14 protein-coding genes and 2 pseudogenes are annotated in these 16,069 nt (G+C 63.7%); 6 read left to right on the forward strand and 10 right to left on the reverse strand.

Features of this window, described 5'->3' with window-relative positions; genetic code table 11:
- Window positions 1-157: 157 nt before the first annotated feature.
- The 5 genes from PZ895_RS05170 to PZ895_RS05190 all read right to left on the reverse strand — a co-directional run bounded on the left by PZ895_RS05170 (window position 158) and on the right by PZ895_RS05190 (window position 4,851).
- Window positions 158-862: an ABC transporter ATP-binding protein gene (locus PZ895_RS05170; RefSeq protein WP_275837913.1), complete on the reverse strand. Its 705-nt coding sequence runs from the start codon at window positions 860-862 to the stop codon at window positions 158-160.
- A gap of 1 nt (window position 863) precedes the next feature.
- Window positions 864-1,589, reverse strand: a complete 726-nt coding sequence (locus tag PZ895_RS05175) for an ATP-binding cassette domain-containing protein (RefSeq protein WP_275837914.1) — start codon at window positions 1,587-1,589, stop codon at window positions 864-866.
- The gene (locus PZ895_RS05180; RefSeq protein ID WP_275837915.1) at window positions 1,586-2,620 is read right to left on the reverse strand and encodes a branched-chain amino acid ABC transporter permease; all 1,035 of its coding nucleotides are present in this window, start codon (window positions 2,618-2,620) and stop codon (window positions 1,586-1,588) included. The genes PZ895_RS05175 and PZ895_RS05180 overlap by 4 nt, the downstream gene beginning before the upstream one ends.
- Window positions 2,620-3,474, reverse strand: a complete 855-nt coding sequence (locus tag PZ895_RS05185; RefSeq protein WP_275837917.1) for a branched-chain amino acid ABC transporter permease — start codon at window positions 3,472-3,474, stop codon at window positions 2,620-2,622. The genes PZ895_RS05180 and PZ895_RS05185 overlap by 1 nt, the downstream gene beginning before the upstream one ends.
- Window positions 3,475-3,612: 138 nt before the next feature.
- The gene (locus PZ895_RS05190; protein ID WP_275837918.1) at window positions 3,613-4,851 is read right to left on the reverse strand and encodes a transporter substrate-binding protein; all 1,239 of its coding nucleotides are present in this window, start codon (window positions 4,849-4,851) and stop codon (window positions 3,613-3,615) included.
- A gap of 341 nt (window positions 4,852-5,192) precedes the next feature.
- Here PZ895_RS05190 and PZ895_RS05195 point away from each other — a divergent pair, with 341 nt between their 5' ends.
- From PZ895_RS05195 to PZ895_RS05205, 3 genes are all read left to right on the forward strand, one after another.
- Window positions 5,193-6,749, forward strand: a complete 1,557-nt coding sequence (locus PZ895_RS05195) for an amidase (RefSeq protein ID WP_275837919.1) — start codon at window positions 5,193-5,195, stop codon at window positions 6,747-6,749.
- Window positions 6,750-6,813: 64 nt separating this feature from the next.
- Complete coding sequence (locus PZ895_RS05200) at window positions 6,814-8,463, forward strand: acyl-CoA synthetase (protein WP_275837920.1); 1,650 nt, start codon at window positions 6,814-6,816, stop codon at window positions 8,461-8,463.
- A 13-nt stretch (window positions 8,464-8,476) separates the two neighbouring features.
- Window positions 8,477-9,883 carry an amidase gene (locus PZ895_RS05205; protein WP_275837921.1) on the forward strand — a complete coding sequence of 469 codons (1,407 nt, stop codon included), beginning with the start codon at window positions 8,477-8,479 and terminating at the stop codon, window positions 9,881-9,883.
- A gap of 434 nt (window positions 9,884-10,317) precedes the next feature.
- On the opposite strand, the gene PZ895_RS05210 is transcribed toward PZ895_RS05205, so the two are convergent.
- From PZ895_RS05210 to PZ895_RS05220, 3 genes are all read right to left on the reverse strand, one after another.
- A complete protein-coding gene (locus PZ895_RS05210) occupies window positions 10,318-10,779 on the reverse strand; it encodes a DUF3047 domain-containing protein (protein WP_275837922.1) in 462 nt (153 codons plus the stop codon).
- 264 nt (window positions 10,780-11,043) lie between these two features.
- Window positions 11,044-11,814 carry an SDR family NAD(P)-dependent oxidoreductase gene (locus tag PZ895_RS05215; protein WP_275837923.1) on the reverse strand — a complete coding sequence of 257 codons (771 nt, stop codon included), beginning with the start codon at window positions 11,812-11,814 and terminating at the stop codon, window positions 11,044-11,046.
- Window positions 11,814-12,488, reverse strand: coding sequence for an SDR family oxidoreductase (locus PZ895_RS05220; protein ID WP_275837924.1), 675 nt, complete (start codon window positions 12,486-12,488; stop codon window positions 11,814-11,816). The genes PZ895_RS05215 and PZ895_RS05220 overlap by 1 nt, the downstream gene beginning before the upstream one ends.
- A gap of 14 nt (window positions 12,489-12,502) precedes the next feature.
- On the opposite strand from PZ895_RS05220, the pseudogene PZ895_RS05225 reads away from it, so the two are divergent.
- Together PZ895_RS05225 and PZ895_RS05230 are read left to right on the forward strand one after the other, a co-directional pair.
- A pseudogene (locus PZ895_RS05225) lies at window positions 12,503-12,832 on the forward strand (DUF4158 domain-containing protein); the annotation flags it as partial.
- A 190-nt stretch (window positions 12,833-13,022) separates the two neighbouring features.
- Complete coding sequence (locus PZ895_RS05230) at window positions 13,023-13,907, forward strand: hypothetical protein (RefSeq protein WP_275837958.1); 885 nt, start codon at window positions 13,023-13,025, stop codon at window positions 13,905-13,907.
- 456 nt (window positions 13,908-14,363) lie between these two features.
- Here the strand turns inward: PZ895_RS05230 and PZ895_RS05235 are convergent.
- Window positions 14,364-14,594: pseudogene (locus PZ895_RS05235) on the reverse strand (S-methyl-5-thioribose-1-phosphate isomerase); the annotation flags it as partial.
- A gap of 130 nt (window positions 14,595-14,724) precedes the next feature.
- Here PZ895_RS05235 and PZ895_RS05240 point away from each other — a divergent pair.
- Window positions 14,725-15,096, forward strand: a complete 372-nt coding sequence (locus PZ895_RS05240) for a hypothetical protein (RefSeq protein ID WP_275837959.1) — start codon at window positions 14,725-14,727, stop codon at window positions 15,094-15,096.
- Between the two features lie 151 nt (window positions 15,097-15,247).
- On the opposite strand, the gene PZ895_RS05245 is transcribed toward PZ895_RS05240, so the two are convergent.
- A complete protein-coding gene (locus PZ895_RS05245; RefSeq protein ID WP_275837925.1) occupies window positions 15,248-15,601 on the reverse strand; it encodes a hypothetical protein in 354 nt (117 codons plus the stop codon).
- Window positions 15,602-16,069 lie beyond the last annotated feature (468 nt).

Below are 16,069 nucleotides of genomic sequence, written 5' to 3' on the forward strand. Positions count from 1 at the left end.
GGTCGACGATATCTCTCGTCATCTAGGCTAGTCGGCGCTTTCCTGCAATTCGCGCGAAACGGCGCGAGGGGCGGGGCGTACCAACGAAGGTCTCGCCGCCGCGGTGGCCGATCCCGGCAAGTCCTCACCTCTCCGGGATCGCTACCATGGCGTGCGCTCAATGTTCGACGCTGCTGAAGTCTCCCATGGCTGTCGTGTCCGTCAGCGCATCGACGCTGAACTCGTTGGTAATCGTCCCCTTGTGGATGAGGAGGACGCGATCGGAGAGCGCGCGGATGAAGTCGACATTCTGCTCGACGAGCAGGATGGTCAGGCCGCGCCGCTGGCGCAGCCCCTTCATCTGATCCACGATCTCGTCGATGATCGAGGGCTGGATGCCTTCCGTTGGCTCGTCCAGCAGCACGATCGATGGTTTCTGGATCAGCGTCCGCGCCAGCGCCAGCAATTGCTGCTCGCCACCTGACAGCGCCCCGCCGGGCCGGTCGAGATAGGCCTTGAGCCGGGGGAAGTCGTCGAGCGCCTCCTCTAGCTGGCCACTCCGCCTGGCGCCCACTGCGGCGGCCGCGAACAGGAGGTTGTCGCGGACCGTCAGCCCGGGGAGGATGCCTCGCCCCTGCGGCACGTATCCCATGCCCGCCCGCGCGCGCCTATGCGCCGGCGCGCTGGTGATGACGTTTCCGGCAAAGGTGATCTTTCCCGCGGTCGCGGGGAGGATGCCGATCAGCGTCTTCAGGAGCGTCGTCTTGCCCATGCCGTTGTGGCCCAGGATGCCGACGAATTCACCCTGCGAGACGGACAGCGAAAGACCCGTCAGCACGGGAATCGAGCCGTAGCCCGAATCGAGGTTCTCGACCGTCAGCATCTCACGTGCCTCCCGAGCGGCCGAGATAGACCTCGCGGACCGTGGGATCGGCCGCGATCTTGTCGAAACTGTCCTCGATGAGGATGCGGCCCTGGTGGAACACCGTTACGGTGCGCGCGATGCGGCGTATGAACTGCATGTCGTGCTCGACTACCACGATGGTCATGTCCTTATTGATCTCGCGGATGAGTTCTGCCGTCAGAACGGTCTCCTCGTCGCTCATGCCGGCCGCGGGCTCGTCGAGCAGCACGATACGCGGCTCGCAGACGATCACCATGCCGATCTCGACCCATTGGCGCTGCCCATGGGCGAGTTCGCCCACGAGACGATCGAGGATGGCCGTCAGCGCCAGACGTTCGGTGATGCGATCGACCGACCGGCCGATCGCGGCGCCGCGATGGCGCGAGGCGGCTGCGAGCCAGAGATTCTCGCGCACGCTGAGGCCGTTCATGACGTCGGGGACCTGGTTCTTGATGCCGATGCCGCTCCTGGCGATCTGGTACGCCTCGGCGTTAAGCATGTCGTGGCCGGCAATGCGGATTTCCCCGCTGGTCGGCTTGAGTTGGCCAGAGATCATCTTGAAGAAGGTGCTCTTGCCGGCCCCGTTAGGGCCGATCAGGCAGCGAAGCTCGCCGGGCTGCAGGCTGAAGTCGACGCCGGCCACGGCGCGCACGCCGCCGAAGCGCTTCTCCAGCGCCGTTGTCGAAAGGATGGGTTCCACGGTCATCTGGCCGCTCCGCGGCCAGCGACGCGCCTGCGCACATATCCGAAGGCATCGCCGATCGTCGGCAGGAGGCCGCGCGGGAAGACGAGCACGAAGACCATCAGCACGATGCCCAGCACGAGCGTCACCTGGCCGACGCCGACTGTGCCAAGCCAGTTCGACGTGTACTGGACGATTCCCGTGCCGAAGATCGGCCCGATTAGCGTCGAGCGTCCGCCCACGATCACCCAGATCACCACCTGGGCCGCCTGGTTGAGGTTAAACATCTCCGGCGCGACGAAGTTGCCCCAAAGCGCATAGAGGACGCCGGACAGCGCGGCGATGCCGCCTGCTAGCACGAAGGCCCCAAGCTTGTAGAGGCGAGTGTCGTAGCCCAGCAGTTCCATGCGGCGCTCGTTCTCGCGGATGCCGACGATGACGCGCCCGAACCGCGTCGTCAGCAAGAGCCGGAGCGCCACATAGACGAGCAACATCGCTCCGGCCGTCAGGTAGAACACGCCCTCGATCGAGAGCGGCGCGCCGTCGAGCCAGGGCAGCGTCAGGCCGGGCACGCCCGGGATGCCGTTCTGGCCGTTCAGGCGCACGCTGCCGATGACGTATTCGGGGCCCGAGGTGGAGCGGATGCTCTTCTCGAAGATCAGCGTGACCACGAGCGTGGTGACGCTCAGGTAGATGTCGCTGATGCGACCGTAGATCATGAAGTAGCCGAGGAGCGCGGAAAAGGCGACCGGGATGAGCAGCGCGCCGAGGAACGGCAGGCCGGTCATGCCGGTGTTCAGCGCCAGGACCGCGTAGGCATAACCGCCCAGCCCGAAGAAGATCGTCTGGCCGAAGCTGAGAATGCCGGCATAGCCCCACAGGAAGCCCATGCTCAGCGCCAGCAGCGCGAAGACGAAGATGATCGACAGGTCGAGCTGGAGCGCGATGTCCACGTAGTAGGGCAGCATAACCATGGCGAGCGCGATGAGCGCGATCACGCCCCACCACCAAGCCTTGGGCGGTCGTGCCGCGGTCGCCGAGAATTCGGGTATCATCAAAGACCGCTCCTGAGGCGCCCGGTGATGCCGAGCGGAAGTAGGCGCAGAAGGATAACGGCGACTATCAGCACGCTGACCTCGCCGACGACCGAACTCCAGACGTAGGAGACGAAGCCGTCGATGGTGCCGAAGAGGCTCGACGCCGCGATGGTTCCGATGAGCGGCAGGTGACCGCCGATAATCACGTTGATGAAGGCCTTCGCCACGAAGAAAAGGCCGAGCGAGGGCGAGGCACCGGTGATCGGCACGAGCACGGCGCCGGCGAGACCGGCGAGTGCTGCGCCGTAGCCGAAGGTGCCCATGTAGACGAGGTTGCGGTTGACGCCGAGCCCGCTCGCCACGGTGGCGTCCTGCATGGTACCGCGCACGATGAGCCCGACCGTCGTTAACCGCGCGATCAGCCAGGTCACGACGACCATGCCGATCGAGATCGCGATGAGGACGAACGTATAGGCGGAGAAGTTCATGCCGCCGAAGCTGACGTTGCCGAAGCGGGCGGAAATGCTCCAGGCCTGCGGCCCGAACACCGTCGTGACCAGCCCGACCAGAAACAGGGAAAGCCCCCAGGTGGCGAGCAGCGTGTCGACTATGCGCCCGTAGAGAAAGCGTATGATCAGCCTCTCCACGACGATGCCGAACAAGCCGACGGCGAGCGCCGCCGCCGCGAATGCCAGCCAGAGCGGCGCACCTGCGTTGACGCACAGCACGCACGCATAGGCGCCCAGCATCATAAACTCTCCATGGGCAAGGTTGATGACCTTCATCATGCCGAAGATGATCGCGAGCCCGAGGCTCACGAGCATGAGAAGCGATATCGAGTAGATGATGAGATAGAGTGTCGTCGCGATCATTGCTGACAATGTCCCGCCGCGTTGGTCCGCATTCGCGCGTTACCTCCCGGGGCTTTCGGACCCGTCCGCGCATTCGTGACGTCCGGCGCGATCGCTGTGCGGCGCGCCGGACCGTCGAGGCTGGCCTATACTAGCCGGTCAAAGCTCGGGCTCGTACTGTTTCGTGTCGTTCGGGTTCTCGAAGAGATTGCAGACGGCCTGCGTGTCGGCCGGCGGCTGCTGGCTGAACGACTTGAGCAGATCGAAGCTGCCTTCGCGATTGCCGACCGCGATATGCACGTCCATGATGACGTGGTTGGTCTGGCCGTCCATCGTATAGCGGCCGCCCGCGCCGTCGAAGGTGACGCCGTCGACCGCCGCCATGACGTCGTCGGGTGCCACGCTGTTGGCCTTCTTGACGATCTCCGCCCAGAGCATCGTTCCGCGATAGCCGTATTCGGCATATTCGCCGACATACTCGTCCTCGCCGGAGAAGGCCTTGAACCGCTCGACGAAGGATTTGGCCGCCTCGGTCGGAAGGGCGTCGATGAAGGAGGTCGCGATCATGATGCCTTCGTTCTCGTCGGGCGTCAGCGTCGCGTTCTCGCGGCCCAGCCCATAGGTGGTCGCGGCGAGCGGGATGTTGTCCTTCCCGACCGTGGCCTGGTACTGGCGGAAGAACGACATGTGCGCATCGCCGACGAGGGCCGACCAGACGACGTCCGGCTTGGCCGACTGGATGCGGCTGATGACCGGCGCGAAGTTCGTTACGTCGAGCGGGAAGAATTCGACCGCGAGGTCCTCGCCGCCCTTCTCGCGGATGAACTTCTGCATCCATTTCGCGGTGATCTGACCGTAATTGTAGTCCGCGGCCAGGATATAGCCCTTCTTCAGACCCTTCTCGTTGACGACGTAGTCCACCAGCGGGGCGACCTGCTGGGCGGGAACCAGGCCCGGACACATGTGGCGACGGTCGCAGACGCCGCCCTCGTAGAGCGCGTTGTAGACGTAGAAGCCCTTGAAGCGCTGCACGATCGGACGCATGACCTCGCGCGACGAACTGGTGACGCCGCCGATCAGCACGTCCACCTTGTCGCGCACGAATGCCTGCGTGGCGTACTGGGAGTTGAATTGGTTGTTCGACTGACTGTCGTAGAAGATGAGCTCGACCGGACGCCCGAGCAGTCCGCCTGCCTTGTTGATCTCGTCGATCGCCATCGCGGTCGCCTTGATCTGCTTGAGACAATAGATGTTCAGGCCGCCCGTGGCATCGAGGATGTTGGCCACCTTGATCGGATTGCCCTGCGCGAGGCCCGCTTTCGCAAGGACGCCGTAGCTGCTCGCGAAAGCGACCGCGCCTGAAGCGGTCCTGAAAAATTGACGCCGAGAGAGTGTCATTCCCCATGTCTCCTGTTCTTGGCCGTTGACCGTTCCAAGCGCCGGCTGCTCGCCGATCGCCACCCGTTGGTATATCATCGATACACTTTGGTCGGCGTGGGTCAAGGGGTGTACGGAAACGAATTCCGACTGCCTGCAGAAGTGCCATAAAATGTACCAAATGCGAGCAGTTTGGCCAATGTTGCAGCACCATCCGGCGGGCACCACAGGCGATTTCGGGTCGGCTTTCCGCTTGACCTGTCGAGCCTCTGAGGTATCAATGATATGTCAGCGATGCGACGCGACGGCACTAGGGAATGCCGCAGGCCATGCAAGGTGAAACACGAAGGGAATCGACGATCATGCCGGTTGGACCCGAAATGCCCTCGATCGATATGCTGGCCGACATCGCAGCCGGATTCGGCATGGACATCGCCGACGACGAACTGGCCAGCTACCGTGCGCTGGCCGCCGGCACCGTCAATGCCTGCCGTTTCCTGGAGACCCTGCCCGAGAAGCGCCTGCCGGTGAAATATGCCCGCGACGCCGGCTGGCGACCGGCCCTGCAGGACAATCCGCAGAATGGCTGGTACTGGCGCTGCAACATCGAGGGGTCGGGAAAGGGCGTTCTCAAAGGGCTCAACGTCGCCATCAAGGACGCGGTATGCATCGCCGGCCTGCCGATGATGAACGGCTCGCGCGTCCTGGAGGGCTTCGTGCCCGACGTCGACGCCACGATCGTCACGAGGATACTGGACGCCGGCGGAACCATCGTCGGCAAGACCAATTGCGAGGACTTCTCCTTCTCCGGCGCGGGGCACACCTGCAGCCACGGCCCTGTCGGCAATCCCCACCGGCCCAGCCACAACCCCGGCGGCTCGTCCAACGGCAGTGCCGTGGTCATCGTCAATGGCGACGCGGACGTGGCGATCGGCGGCGACCAGGGCGGATCGATCCGACTGCCCGCCTCGTGGTCGGGCTGCTACGGGCTGAAGCCCACTTACGGGCTGGTTCCCTACACCGGCTGCGCGATGATCGAGACGACGATCGACCATGTCGGGCCCATGGCCAGGGACACCGAAGGTCTGGCACGGTTGCTCACGGCGATCGCCGGTCTCGATCCCGAGGACCCGCGCCAGCGCGGCGTCATTGGACTGGACTACAAGCCCGATTATCTGGCCGCGCTGAAAAAGGGTGTGAAGGGCCGGAAGATCGCGATCGTGCGCGAGGGATTCGGCCAGGACGGGGCCGATGTGGGCTTCCCGCCAGCGAGCAAGGAGGTCGACCGGCGGGTAGCGCAGGCCGCGCGGCGCTTCGAGACGCTCGGCGCGACCGTCGAGGAGATCTCCCTGCCTATGCATCTCGACGGGTTCCACCTGTGGAACGTCATCATCACGCTCGGTTCGGCTGAGTTCATGCTGAAGGGCTCCGGCCTCGGCAGTAACTGGAAGGGGTTCTACAACACCAATCTCGGCGAGGCGCTGGCGCGCGGGCTGAAATCCCGCATCAACGACCTGCCGGCCACCGCCAAGTCGGTTCTCCTGACGGGCGAATACCTGCAGCGCGAGTATCTCGGCCGCTATTACTGGAAGGCCCAGAACCTGCGTCATCACCTCAATGCCGCCTACGACGACGCGCTCTCGCGCTACGATATGCTCGCCATGCCGACGACGCCGTTTCCGGCGACGGAGATGGCGGGTCGCGACGCGTCGGTTCTGGACACGGTGTCCAGCGCGCTGAACATGCTGCGCAACACCTGCATCGCGGACGTCACGGGTCATCCGTCGATCTCCATCCCCTGCGGCATGGAGGACGGCCTGCCCTTCGGCCTGATGCTGACCGCGGGGCAACTGCAGGATGCCACGCTGCTCGCGGCGTCGGCTGCCTTCGAAGGTCTGGGCGACTGGAAATCTATGTAACTGGACCGCGGGCGGCGCGAGCCGATCCGGAGCCGATGGCGACCGAGACTGAGAGACGAGACCCATGCTTCCGCGCCGCCATCGATACGAGGACGTTCGTGCCGACTTCGCATGGGAGATTCCCGCGCGTTACAACATCGCCGCCGACATATGCGACCGATGGGCGGCGAGCGAGCCCGACCGGCTGGCGATACTCCACGTCGAGGCCGATGGCAGCCACCGCCACGTCTCCTATGGCGAACTGAGGGAGCAGGCGGACCGGCTCGCCAATGCACTCGCCCGGCGCGGGATTGGGCGCGGCGACCGGGTCGGCGTGCTTCTGCCGCAATCGTCGGAGACCGCCTTCGCCCATGTCGCCGCGCACAAGCTCGGCGCGATCTCCGTCCCGCTCTTCACGCTGTTCGGACCCGACGCGCTCGAATACCGCCTGTCGGACGCCGGCATCCGCGCCGTGGTGACGAACGGTGAGGGCGCGGCGAAGCTGGAGGGCCTGCGCGCGGGGCTGCCGGAACTCCGCTACGTGCTGTCGACCGACGGGGCGGTACACGGAGCCGAGGACCTCGACGCCGCCATGGCCGCCGAATCGGCCGCCTTCGCGACCGTCGACACGTCGGCGGACGATCCCGCGCTCATCATCTACACCTCCGGAACGACGGGCAATCCCAAGGGCGCGCTTCACGCGCACCGCGTGCTGCCCGGGCATCTTCCCGGCGTGGAGATGAGCCACGGCTTCCTGCCGCACGAGGGCGACCGGATCTGGACCCCGGCCGACTGGGCATGGATCGGCGGACTGCTCGACGTGCTGATGCCGGCGCTTCATCACGGCGTGACCGTCGTGTCGCATCGCTTCGCCAAATTCTCGGGCGAGGCGGCATTCGCGCTGATGCGCGGTACCGGTGTTCGCAACGCCTTTCTGCCGCCCACCGCGCTCAAGCTCATGCGCGCGGCGACCTCGGCCGATCCGTCGCTCCGGCTCGACATGCGCAGCGTGGCGAGCGGAGGCGAGACGCTCGGCCCCGAATTGCTCGACTGGGGCCGCACGACGTTCGGCGTGGAGATCAACGAGTTCTACGGCCAGACCGAGTGCAACATGATCGTCTCGTCCTGCGCGGCGCTCATGCCGTCGCGCCCCGGCGTGATGGGGCGGCCGGTGCCGGGCCACGACGTGCGCGTCATCGACAAAGACGGCCGCGAATGCCCCGAAGGTACGATCGGCACCATCGCCGTGCGCAGGGGCGACCCAGTGATGTTCCTGGGATATTGGAACAGGCCGGAAGCGACCCATGACAAGTTCCGCGGCGACTGGCTGGTGACCGGCGACCTCGGCATCGCCGAGGACGGTGGCTGGATACGCTATCTGGGGCGCGACGATGACGTCATCACCTCGTCGGGCTACCGCATCGGGCCAGGCGAGATCGAGGATTGCCTGATCCGCCATCCCGCCGTGCAGATGGCCGGCGTCGTGGGCAAGCCGGACCCGAAGCGCACCGAGATCGTCGTCGCCTTCGTCGTGCTCAAGCCCGGCCACACACCATCGGGCGCGCTCGCCGACGAGATCAGGCACTTCGTCAGGACGCGGCTGGCCGCGCATGAATATCCACGCGAGATCGCCTTCGTCGGCGAACTCCCGATGACGACGACAGGCAAGATCATCCGCCGCGAATTGAGACAGATGCTGGCGCGAGAGCAGAGCCTCGCGACCAGACTTCGCTGACCAGGAGAGACTGATGAACACCAAGGACTTGGCCTTCGAACCCCTGCTTTCGGTCTCCGATCGCGTTCGCCGCCGCGAGATCTCGCCCGTCGAGCTCACCCAGGTGATGATCGACCGGATCGACGAGATCGACGGCACCTACATGAGCTACAAGGTGGTGCTTGCCGACCGGGCGCTGGAAAGGGCTCGGCGGGCGGAAGCGGAGATCATGCAGGGCCACTGGCGCGGCCCGCTCCACGGCGTGCCGATCGCGGTCAAGGATCTCTGCTACACAACCTTCGCGCCGACGGCCGGCGGCACGACCATGCATACGGGCTTCATGGCCGACTTCAACGCGACCGTCGTCGACCGGCTGGAGACCGCGGGCGCGATCATCCTCGGCAAGCTCAAGATGACGGAGGGGGCGTATACGAGCCACCATCCGGAGGACCCCAGCCCGCTCAACCCGTGGGACCCCGCGAGCTGGGTCGGGTCGTCGTCGACAGGCTCCGGCGTCGCTACGTCCGCCGCCCTCTGTTACGCATCTCTGGGCTCGGACACGGGCGGATCGATCCGCTTTCCATCGGCGACCTGCGGCCTCACTGGCATCAAGCCCACCTGGGGGCGCGTGTCGCGTCACGGCGTCTTCGCGCTCGCCGATTCGCTCGACCATGTCGGTCCGATGACGCGCACGGCCGGTGACGCGGGCGCCGTGCTGGGCGTCATCGCGGGCGAGGATCCCAACGATCCGACCGCTTTGCCGGACCCCGTGCCGGACTACCTCTCCGAACTCGGCAACAATATTCGCGGGCTCACCATCGGCATCGACCGCCGCTACACGACGGAAGGCATCGATCCCGAGGTCGTGGCGGCGCTTGCGGAAACCGAGAAGGTGCTCGCCGCGCTCGGCGCCAAGATCCGCGATGTCCGCTTCCCCGACTTCGCGAAGCTTGTCAGCCTCTGGATCCCGATGTGCTCGGTGGAAACGGCAATCGCGCATCTGGAACACTACCCGGTGCGCGCTTCCGAATACGGCCCCGATCTCAAGCAGCTCATCGACCAGGGTCGCTCGCTCAGCGGGCTGGAGGTCGGCACGATCATGCATGAGCGGCTCAAGTTCTGCGGCGGCCTTGCCTCGCTCTTCCGGGATATCGACCTGGTGCTCGTGCCCGCCATGCCAATGCCCATCCCGACGCTCGCCCAGATGGCCAGCTACGGCGAGGACCCAAGCGTCCTCCACGGTATCCTACGCTTCACCGCGCCGTTCGATTTCTCGGGCAGCCCGACGATCACCATGCCGAACGGCATCGACAAGCGGGGCATGCCGCTCGCCTTTCAGCTCGTCGGACGACATGTATCGGAGCATGTGCTTGTGCGCGCAGGCCATGCCTATCAGTCGGCGACCGACTGGCATCTCAAGCGCCCGCCGGAACTTGCATAGGTTGGCGCGAGGCCAGCGGCGCTGCGCCGAAGCTCGTAGCGACCGCCGCATGACGGCCGTGTCAGGCGTCCGCTGAAGCATTTGGTGGATCGCATGGGTCGGCACGCGCTCGCTCATGTGCCAGAACAGCGAGTGTCAGAAGGGCTGGATGATGACGCCCACATCCTGAAGGATTTGCTCGTTGCCGTTCATCACCTTCCGGCGCCGATCGGGAACGCTGATGGTGGACGCTTCTTCACGCGTGCCGTCATAAACGGAGTAAAGACCAGCAAACGGCGTGGATAATATCCGTCAATGTTCTCTAATAGGGGAGCATGAACAAGCTGGGGACATCATGCTGCAAATTCGCGGGATGGGGGAGTGAACGTTAGAAGTTCACGGCAAGGTGATCTCCAGCTTAGTCCGCGCGCAGCAGCGGCTGCCGTTTGAAGTCGTCAGGTGAGCGTTAGCGCCGAGACAGTGGCCTTGATGCGGGCGGGCGTGTTCTCGCTGTTGGACGAGGCCGCGACGGCGACCAGGCGGTCGAGCAGCTGGCCGAATACCTTGAGGAAATCGGCGGCGAGATCGGCCTGTTCAGCAAACCGCCCCGTTCCCGCCTCGCGCGTGATCAGGTTGCGCAGGCGATCCTGGGCGTGGGGACTGGGCACCACCGTGCCGGGAGGCGTGTTTCCGCCCCATGTGTACATCAAGATGCGGGCGGCCCGGTTCGTCATGAGACTGCGAATGTTGGTTCCGGGGCTCACGCGATCGACGGAGCGGGCATCAAGGCTGACGAAGAACATGCCCAGATTGCAATCATCCGCGCCGATCCTCGACAGGTCGGACGGGGGAACCGATCTGTCGACCTGCCAGGTCCAGCTTGCACGGCGCGCGCCATGAAAGGACGGTTCAAGCATGCGGTAGAAGATCGAGGAACTGCCATCTGCGATGCCCGCAACTGGCCATTGCCGGGAACGAACTGATTGGGTTGCAGGCGGCGGAAGGTGAGATGTTCCCAACTGCCGTCGAACGGCACCTGGGCAGCGTGTGCCGAACGGGGGGACACCGTCGCGGCGAGGCTTCCGAGCGTGAAAGTCCGGCGTGACAAGAAAATGCGGCTTGTCGTCATCTATGTTATCCTGCCTCTGCGTTGAAGGGGAATGGTTGCGGCCGGAACTCGTTCATCGGGACGCCTCGTCCGGCACGAGGGCACGCGCTGTCAGCTTGTTGTAGATCGCCCGCCGCATCAGCGCACCGGCAAGCCCGGGGAACAGCCGGCCGAACAGGGAGGCGCCCGTTGCCGCTGCGCCCTGCAAGATCATGAAGCTTGCCCTTGCACGCCAGATGCTGCCCGCCACTATGGCCGGTGAAATCCGCGCGCCCGCATCGTCGGGCGTGGGCGAATGCAGCCTTGCATGCTCGGTGTCCATCGGCCCCGGCGCCACCACCTGGACCTTGACGCCCAGCGATCGGCGCAAGGGCCGCCGCAGGCTACGCGCGAAAACGGTAAGGCCGTCCTTGGTTCCCGCATAAATGCTGGCGCCGGGATAGCCGACGAAATGAGAGATCGAACCGACGAAGACGAGCCGGCCGCCACGCGCGATCTTATCGGCTTTGAGAAGGGCCATGGTCAGCAGCATCGGCGCAGTCAGGTTGACCGCGATGACTCTCGCCTGGCGTTTCACGCACAGCGTCTCGAACGGCCCCGTCGCATTGATGCCGGCATTCATCACGACGAGGTCGAAAGGGCCAGACGCCTTCAGCCGATCGACGGCCGCAATGATGGCGGCGGCGTCGGCAAGATCGACGCGGATGGCAGCAACATGTGCCGCCAAGTCCGAAAGCGCGCCTTCATCCATGTCGAGGACGCTCACCTGCGCGCCCTCCGCCAGCGCTTTTTGAACGCAAGCCCGTCGCAACCCCTTCGCTCCACCGGTCACAAGCACGCGCATCAGCGGACCGCTTTCGCGAAGGCCGTTGAGAAGACGTAGCGACCATAGGAAAGCGTGCGCCGGTAGCCGCGATCCCGCTCGAGACCACCGACGATCATCGCCGCCACCGATGCCGGCGGAAGCATCAGCCGCGAAAGCCAATCGTCCGTGCGGCCGGCACGTTCCGCCATGCCTGTCGCAGTGGGGCCGGGATGCAACACCCGCACCATCACGTGTCCCTGCCACACCAGCGCAAGCGAGCGGCCGAACCCATCCAGCGCAGCCTTGGTTGCCGAATAGACCGGCATGGTCGACGCGCCCTTATGGGCAACCGATCCCACAAGGCCAAGCCGCCGATGGTTTGCCGACAGCATCGGGTAAAGCGCACGGGCAAGGCGCATCTGCGCCGTGAGATTGACCGCGACGATCCTCTCGATCTCAACTGCGCTTTCATCGGCAAGGCCACGGTAATAACCCGCGCCGGCGCACAAGATGTCCCGTTCGGCTTGGTCGACCTGATCGATCAGGCGAAGCGCCGCGGAGCCGTGCGAGAGATCGATCGCGTGATAGGGGATATCTGGAAAGTCCGTGGGTAGGTCGCCCTGTGGCCTGCGACCGCTTGCAGCCACACGATGTCCCTGTGCCGCCAGTTGTCGCGCGACAGCAAGACCGATGCCCGAACTTGCCCCGGTCACCAGATATTTCCTCGATGGCTGACCGCCAGTCTGTTCCTTCCCCACGCTGCATCCTTCCTCGTCCGCCGGAGCGGAAAGCAACACCGGGCGCGCGGCAAGGTAAATACCGGCAGCAGGCCAGCATCGACTTTGTGAACGCCAAGCCATCCGGAGCACGGCTGGGGGTTGCGTCGCAATTGAAGTATTTTATCGCGCCCGGCTATTTCGCCACCAGCGCTGCTTGCGTTTCCGAGGAGGCAGCCTCCTATTTGGTCGCTCAGCTTGGGGTGAGCCATTCCGATCTTGCCGACTACGCCTTTTCGGGACGTTCCGCGCGGTGTCACTGTGCGGAGATACTGCGTCATCTTGGTTTTCGGCGGATCAAGCCGGCAGACCGCGCGGCATTGAACGAATGGATGGCGCGGGAACTGTGCCCGCGCGGAGTTTCGGTCACGGCGATGCTGGAGGCAGCTTTTTTTGGTGTCGGGATCACCGAATTGTCGCGCCGTCGGCGAAGGAGATGGAAAGGCTGGCTCGCTCCGAGCGCAGCGGTTCGTGGAGGCATCTGTCGGCCGTGTTGCGGATCGCCTGTCCGCGAAGACCGTGGTGCTGATGCAAGCCTCTCTCGCAGAGTCGGAAGACGTCTCCGGTTTCCATGTCATCAAGGGCGATCCTGGTGCGGCGTCACTGGAAAACATGCTCGCGCTTTTCGAGCGGCTGGCTTTCATCAAGAGGCTGGATTTGCCGCACGACATGCTGCGGGGCGTTGGCAAGCCGTGGATTGAGCGGATTGTTCGTCGCGTGGGCGCCGAAAAGGCTTCGGAAATGCGCCGCCATACGCCGCAGCGGCAACTCGGCCTCTATGCCATCTTCCTGATGGTACAGGAGGCACAGATCACCGCACAGCATGATCGATCTGCTGGTGGATACGGTTCACAAGTTCGGTGTGCGCTCGAAACGCAAGGTGGTTGCCGGGATCGCCAAGGATATCGAGAAGGTTTACGGCAAGGAGCGACTGCTGGACGGGTCTGTGACGTGATTTTCCCGGTGGCCGGCCGCGAAAAGCTTATGGCGACCATCAGGGAACATCGGGCGAAAGGCAAGCTCGAACGTCAAATCTACCACGTGATGCGCGGCTCCTACGCCAATCATTACAGACGGATTCTGCCACAGCTGCTTTCGGTCCTGGAGTTTCGCTCGAACAATGCCATGCATCGACCGGTGCTTGACACCCTGGACTGGATCAGGCGCGCTCTTGGCAGTCACCGTCGCGTTTTCTACCGAAATGAGGTTCCGATCGAGGGCGTTATCCCCGGCGAAATAGCGCAGTGCGATCATTTGCAAGGACGGCCGCATCAACTGTATCAGCTACGAATTGTGCGTGCTCACCCAGTTGCGGGAGCGCATCCGGGCGAAGGAGATCTGGGTGGCGAGAGCTGATCGTTATCGCAATCCGGACGAGGATTTGCCGGAGGACTTCGCGGTCAAGCGGACGGCCTATTATGGAGCGCTGGACCTGACGCAGGACGCACAGGCGTTTACCGAGAAAATTAGGGCGGAACTGGAGCAGGAAGTGCGGCTGCTCAACGCCGAAATCCCTTCCACCGACAAGGTTCGCATTCTTTGTGGCGGTAGAAACCGCATCTCGATCACACCGTACGAACCCTTGCCGGAACCGCAGGGGCTTCGCACCGTGAAGGCGGAGATCGGTCACCGTTGGCCGATGACGGAACTTCTCGACGTGCTGAAGGAAGCAGCGCTGGATACGGGACTTCTCGACGCTTTCGAAACGTCGGCTTCCCGCGTCGCCTTGTCCCGTGGTGTCATCGATCGCCGCTTGCTTCTATGTCTGTACGGGCTCGGGTCGCGCAACGCGTTCTTCTTCCAACCGCCACGCGCCACGCCCCGCTCGGTAATGAGACCCGTCACGAGGCGTGCCGGCGTCACGTCGAAAGCCGGGTTGGCCGCGCCGGTCGCTTCCGGCGAAATCCGCACCTGCACGACTTCGCCAGAAGCCGTGCGGCCCCAGACCAGGGACACTTCATCGCCGGAGCGTTCCTCGATAGGCACTTCGACGACGCCGTCCTTCACCGTCCAGTCGATGGTCGGCGAGGGCCGGGCGGGATGCGCGACGCGCAGAAGCGAACGATTGACGAGACATCGCGGCACGTCGGCAACCTCGTCTCCACCATCCAACCTGGCGAATGCGCAAACTACGCTCTAGCGGCCACCATGACACTCACTTGCGGGCAGGTTCATGCCGCGTTCAGTCAGCAGCAGACAAAATATCAGTATGAAAATGATAACCGCAGTCCCGCAAACAGTTACCCGGTCCGTTGTGCTGGCGGCGCTGCTCGCGGGAAGCGTCCGGTTTGCGACGGGCGAGGTGTCAATCGGAGAGGAGGAGGTGCCGCTTTCCCGGTCTCAAGACTGCTATTATGTGGGCAAAGAAATCGCTGCGGAAACCGGAGGTGCGCTCGCAAGAGCGACGGCCTCCCAATCCGACGGGCAGGACGACTGCGTCATCGTGTTGCTCATTCCTGCGCAAAGCGGCCAAAGACCCAGGCGCGAAGAAGTCACTGTTCCTCTAGCTGATTTTTTTGGCATGCCGGACGCTGAAACTGATTGATGTCAGCCCGGCGACTGACGGACGGCCAACTTCCGACGACCCGCCACCTGCATCAACGGTCGGCCACTGCTTTCCAACAGAGCGACCGCCTCTCGTTTGAACTCGGGAGAAAACTCTCTTCTCGTCTTCGGCATCAAACACCTCCATGCCCTCACAGGCTTAGCAAAGGTATCCACTGAATCGAGGGATCATCAGAAGCATCGATACCCGCGATCTCGGAGGTTGTTTCCCAATTTTCTCCTGCCGCAATTATGCAGCTTTTGCCCTGAACATCGGTCACAAGGATCGTCCAACTTCCACTTTCACTGACGAATATTTCCATGATTGCCATATGCCCGATAACGCCAAATGCAAACTGCTTCTCTTGGAAAGTTTCAGCCAATGCAGCCACGACAGATGCGTGATCGGAGCATGGGCGATGTTGGGAATTTGCGAAATCGACCCCACCCAAAAATGCGGCAGCGAGGAGGAATGGTCTCAACCACGCCGACAACCTGCGAGTCATAACGCACCTCCTTCCCCGTCATCCGGCAGAAAGTAAGGTATTGATCTGCCGAAGTTTTAGGGCATATCCGATGCCATAACTGGTTCCCTCGTCCTAGTTGGTTCAAGCACTGTGGGATTTTGAATAATGTTCCCACTATGTCTTAGATATGGGAATTTTTACGCATCCCCGCAAGGAATCCGGAGCTTGATCCGCCGCGTGGGGTAGAATGATGGGAGAAGATTGCAAATTCGACGTGATGAGGCGGCTATAGCGGCAGGCGGGATGGCGGCGGTCCTGTCGATCAGAAGCTGGTCGGTCACGAAGCGCTCATCGGGAACGGCTAAGGCCGGTCCGCTGCCGGACCGGCCTTAGCGCTCAAGGTGTGTTGCGATTCAGCACGACGGCGCCGAATATCGTTACGGCCTTAGCTGCTCGGACCGTCGTCGAGCCCGACCCGATCGACCATTTCGGAGGCCGCGCGGCGGT

It is taken from the genome of Mesorhizobium sp. YIM 152430 (assembly GCF_029210365.1).
Classification (GTDB): domain Bacteria; phylum Pseudomonadota; class Alphaproteobacteria; order Rhizobiales; family Rhizobiaceae; genus Aliihoeflea.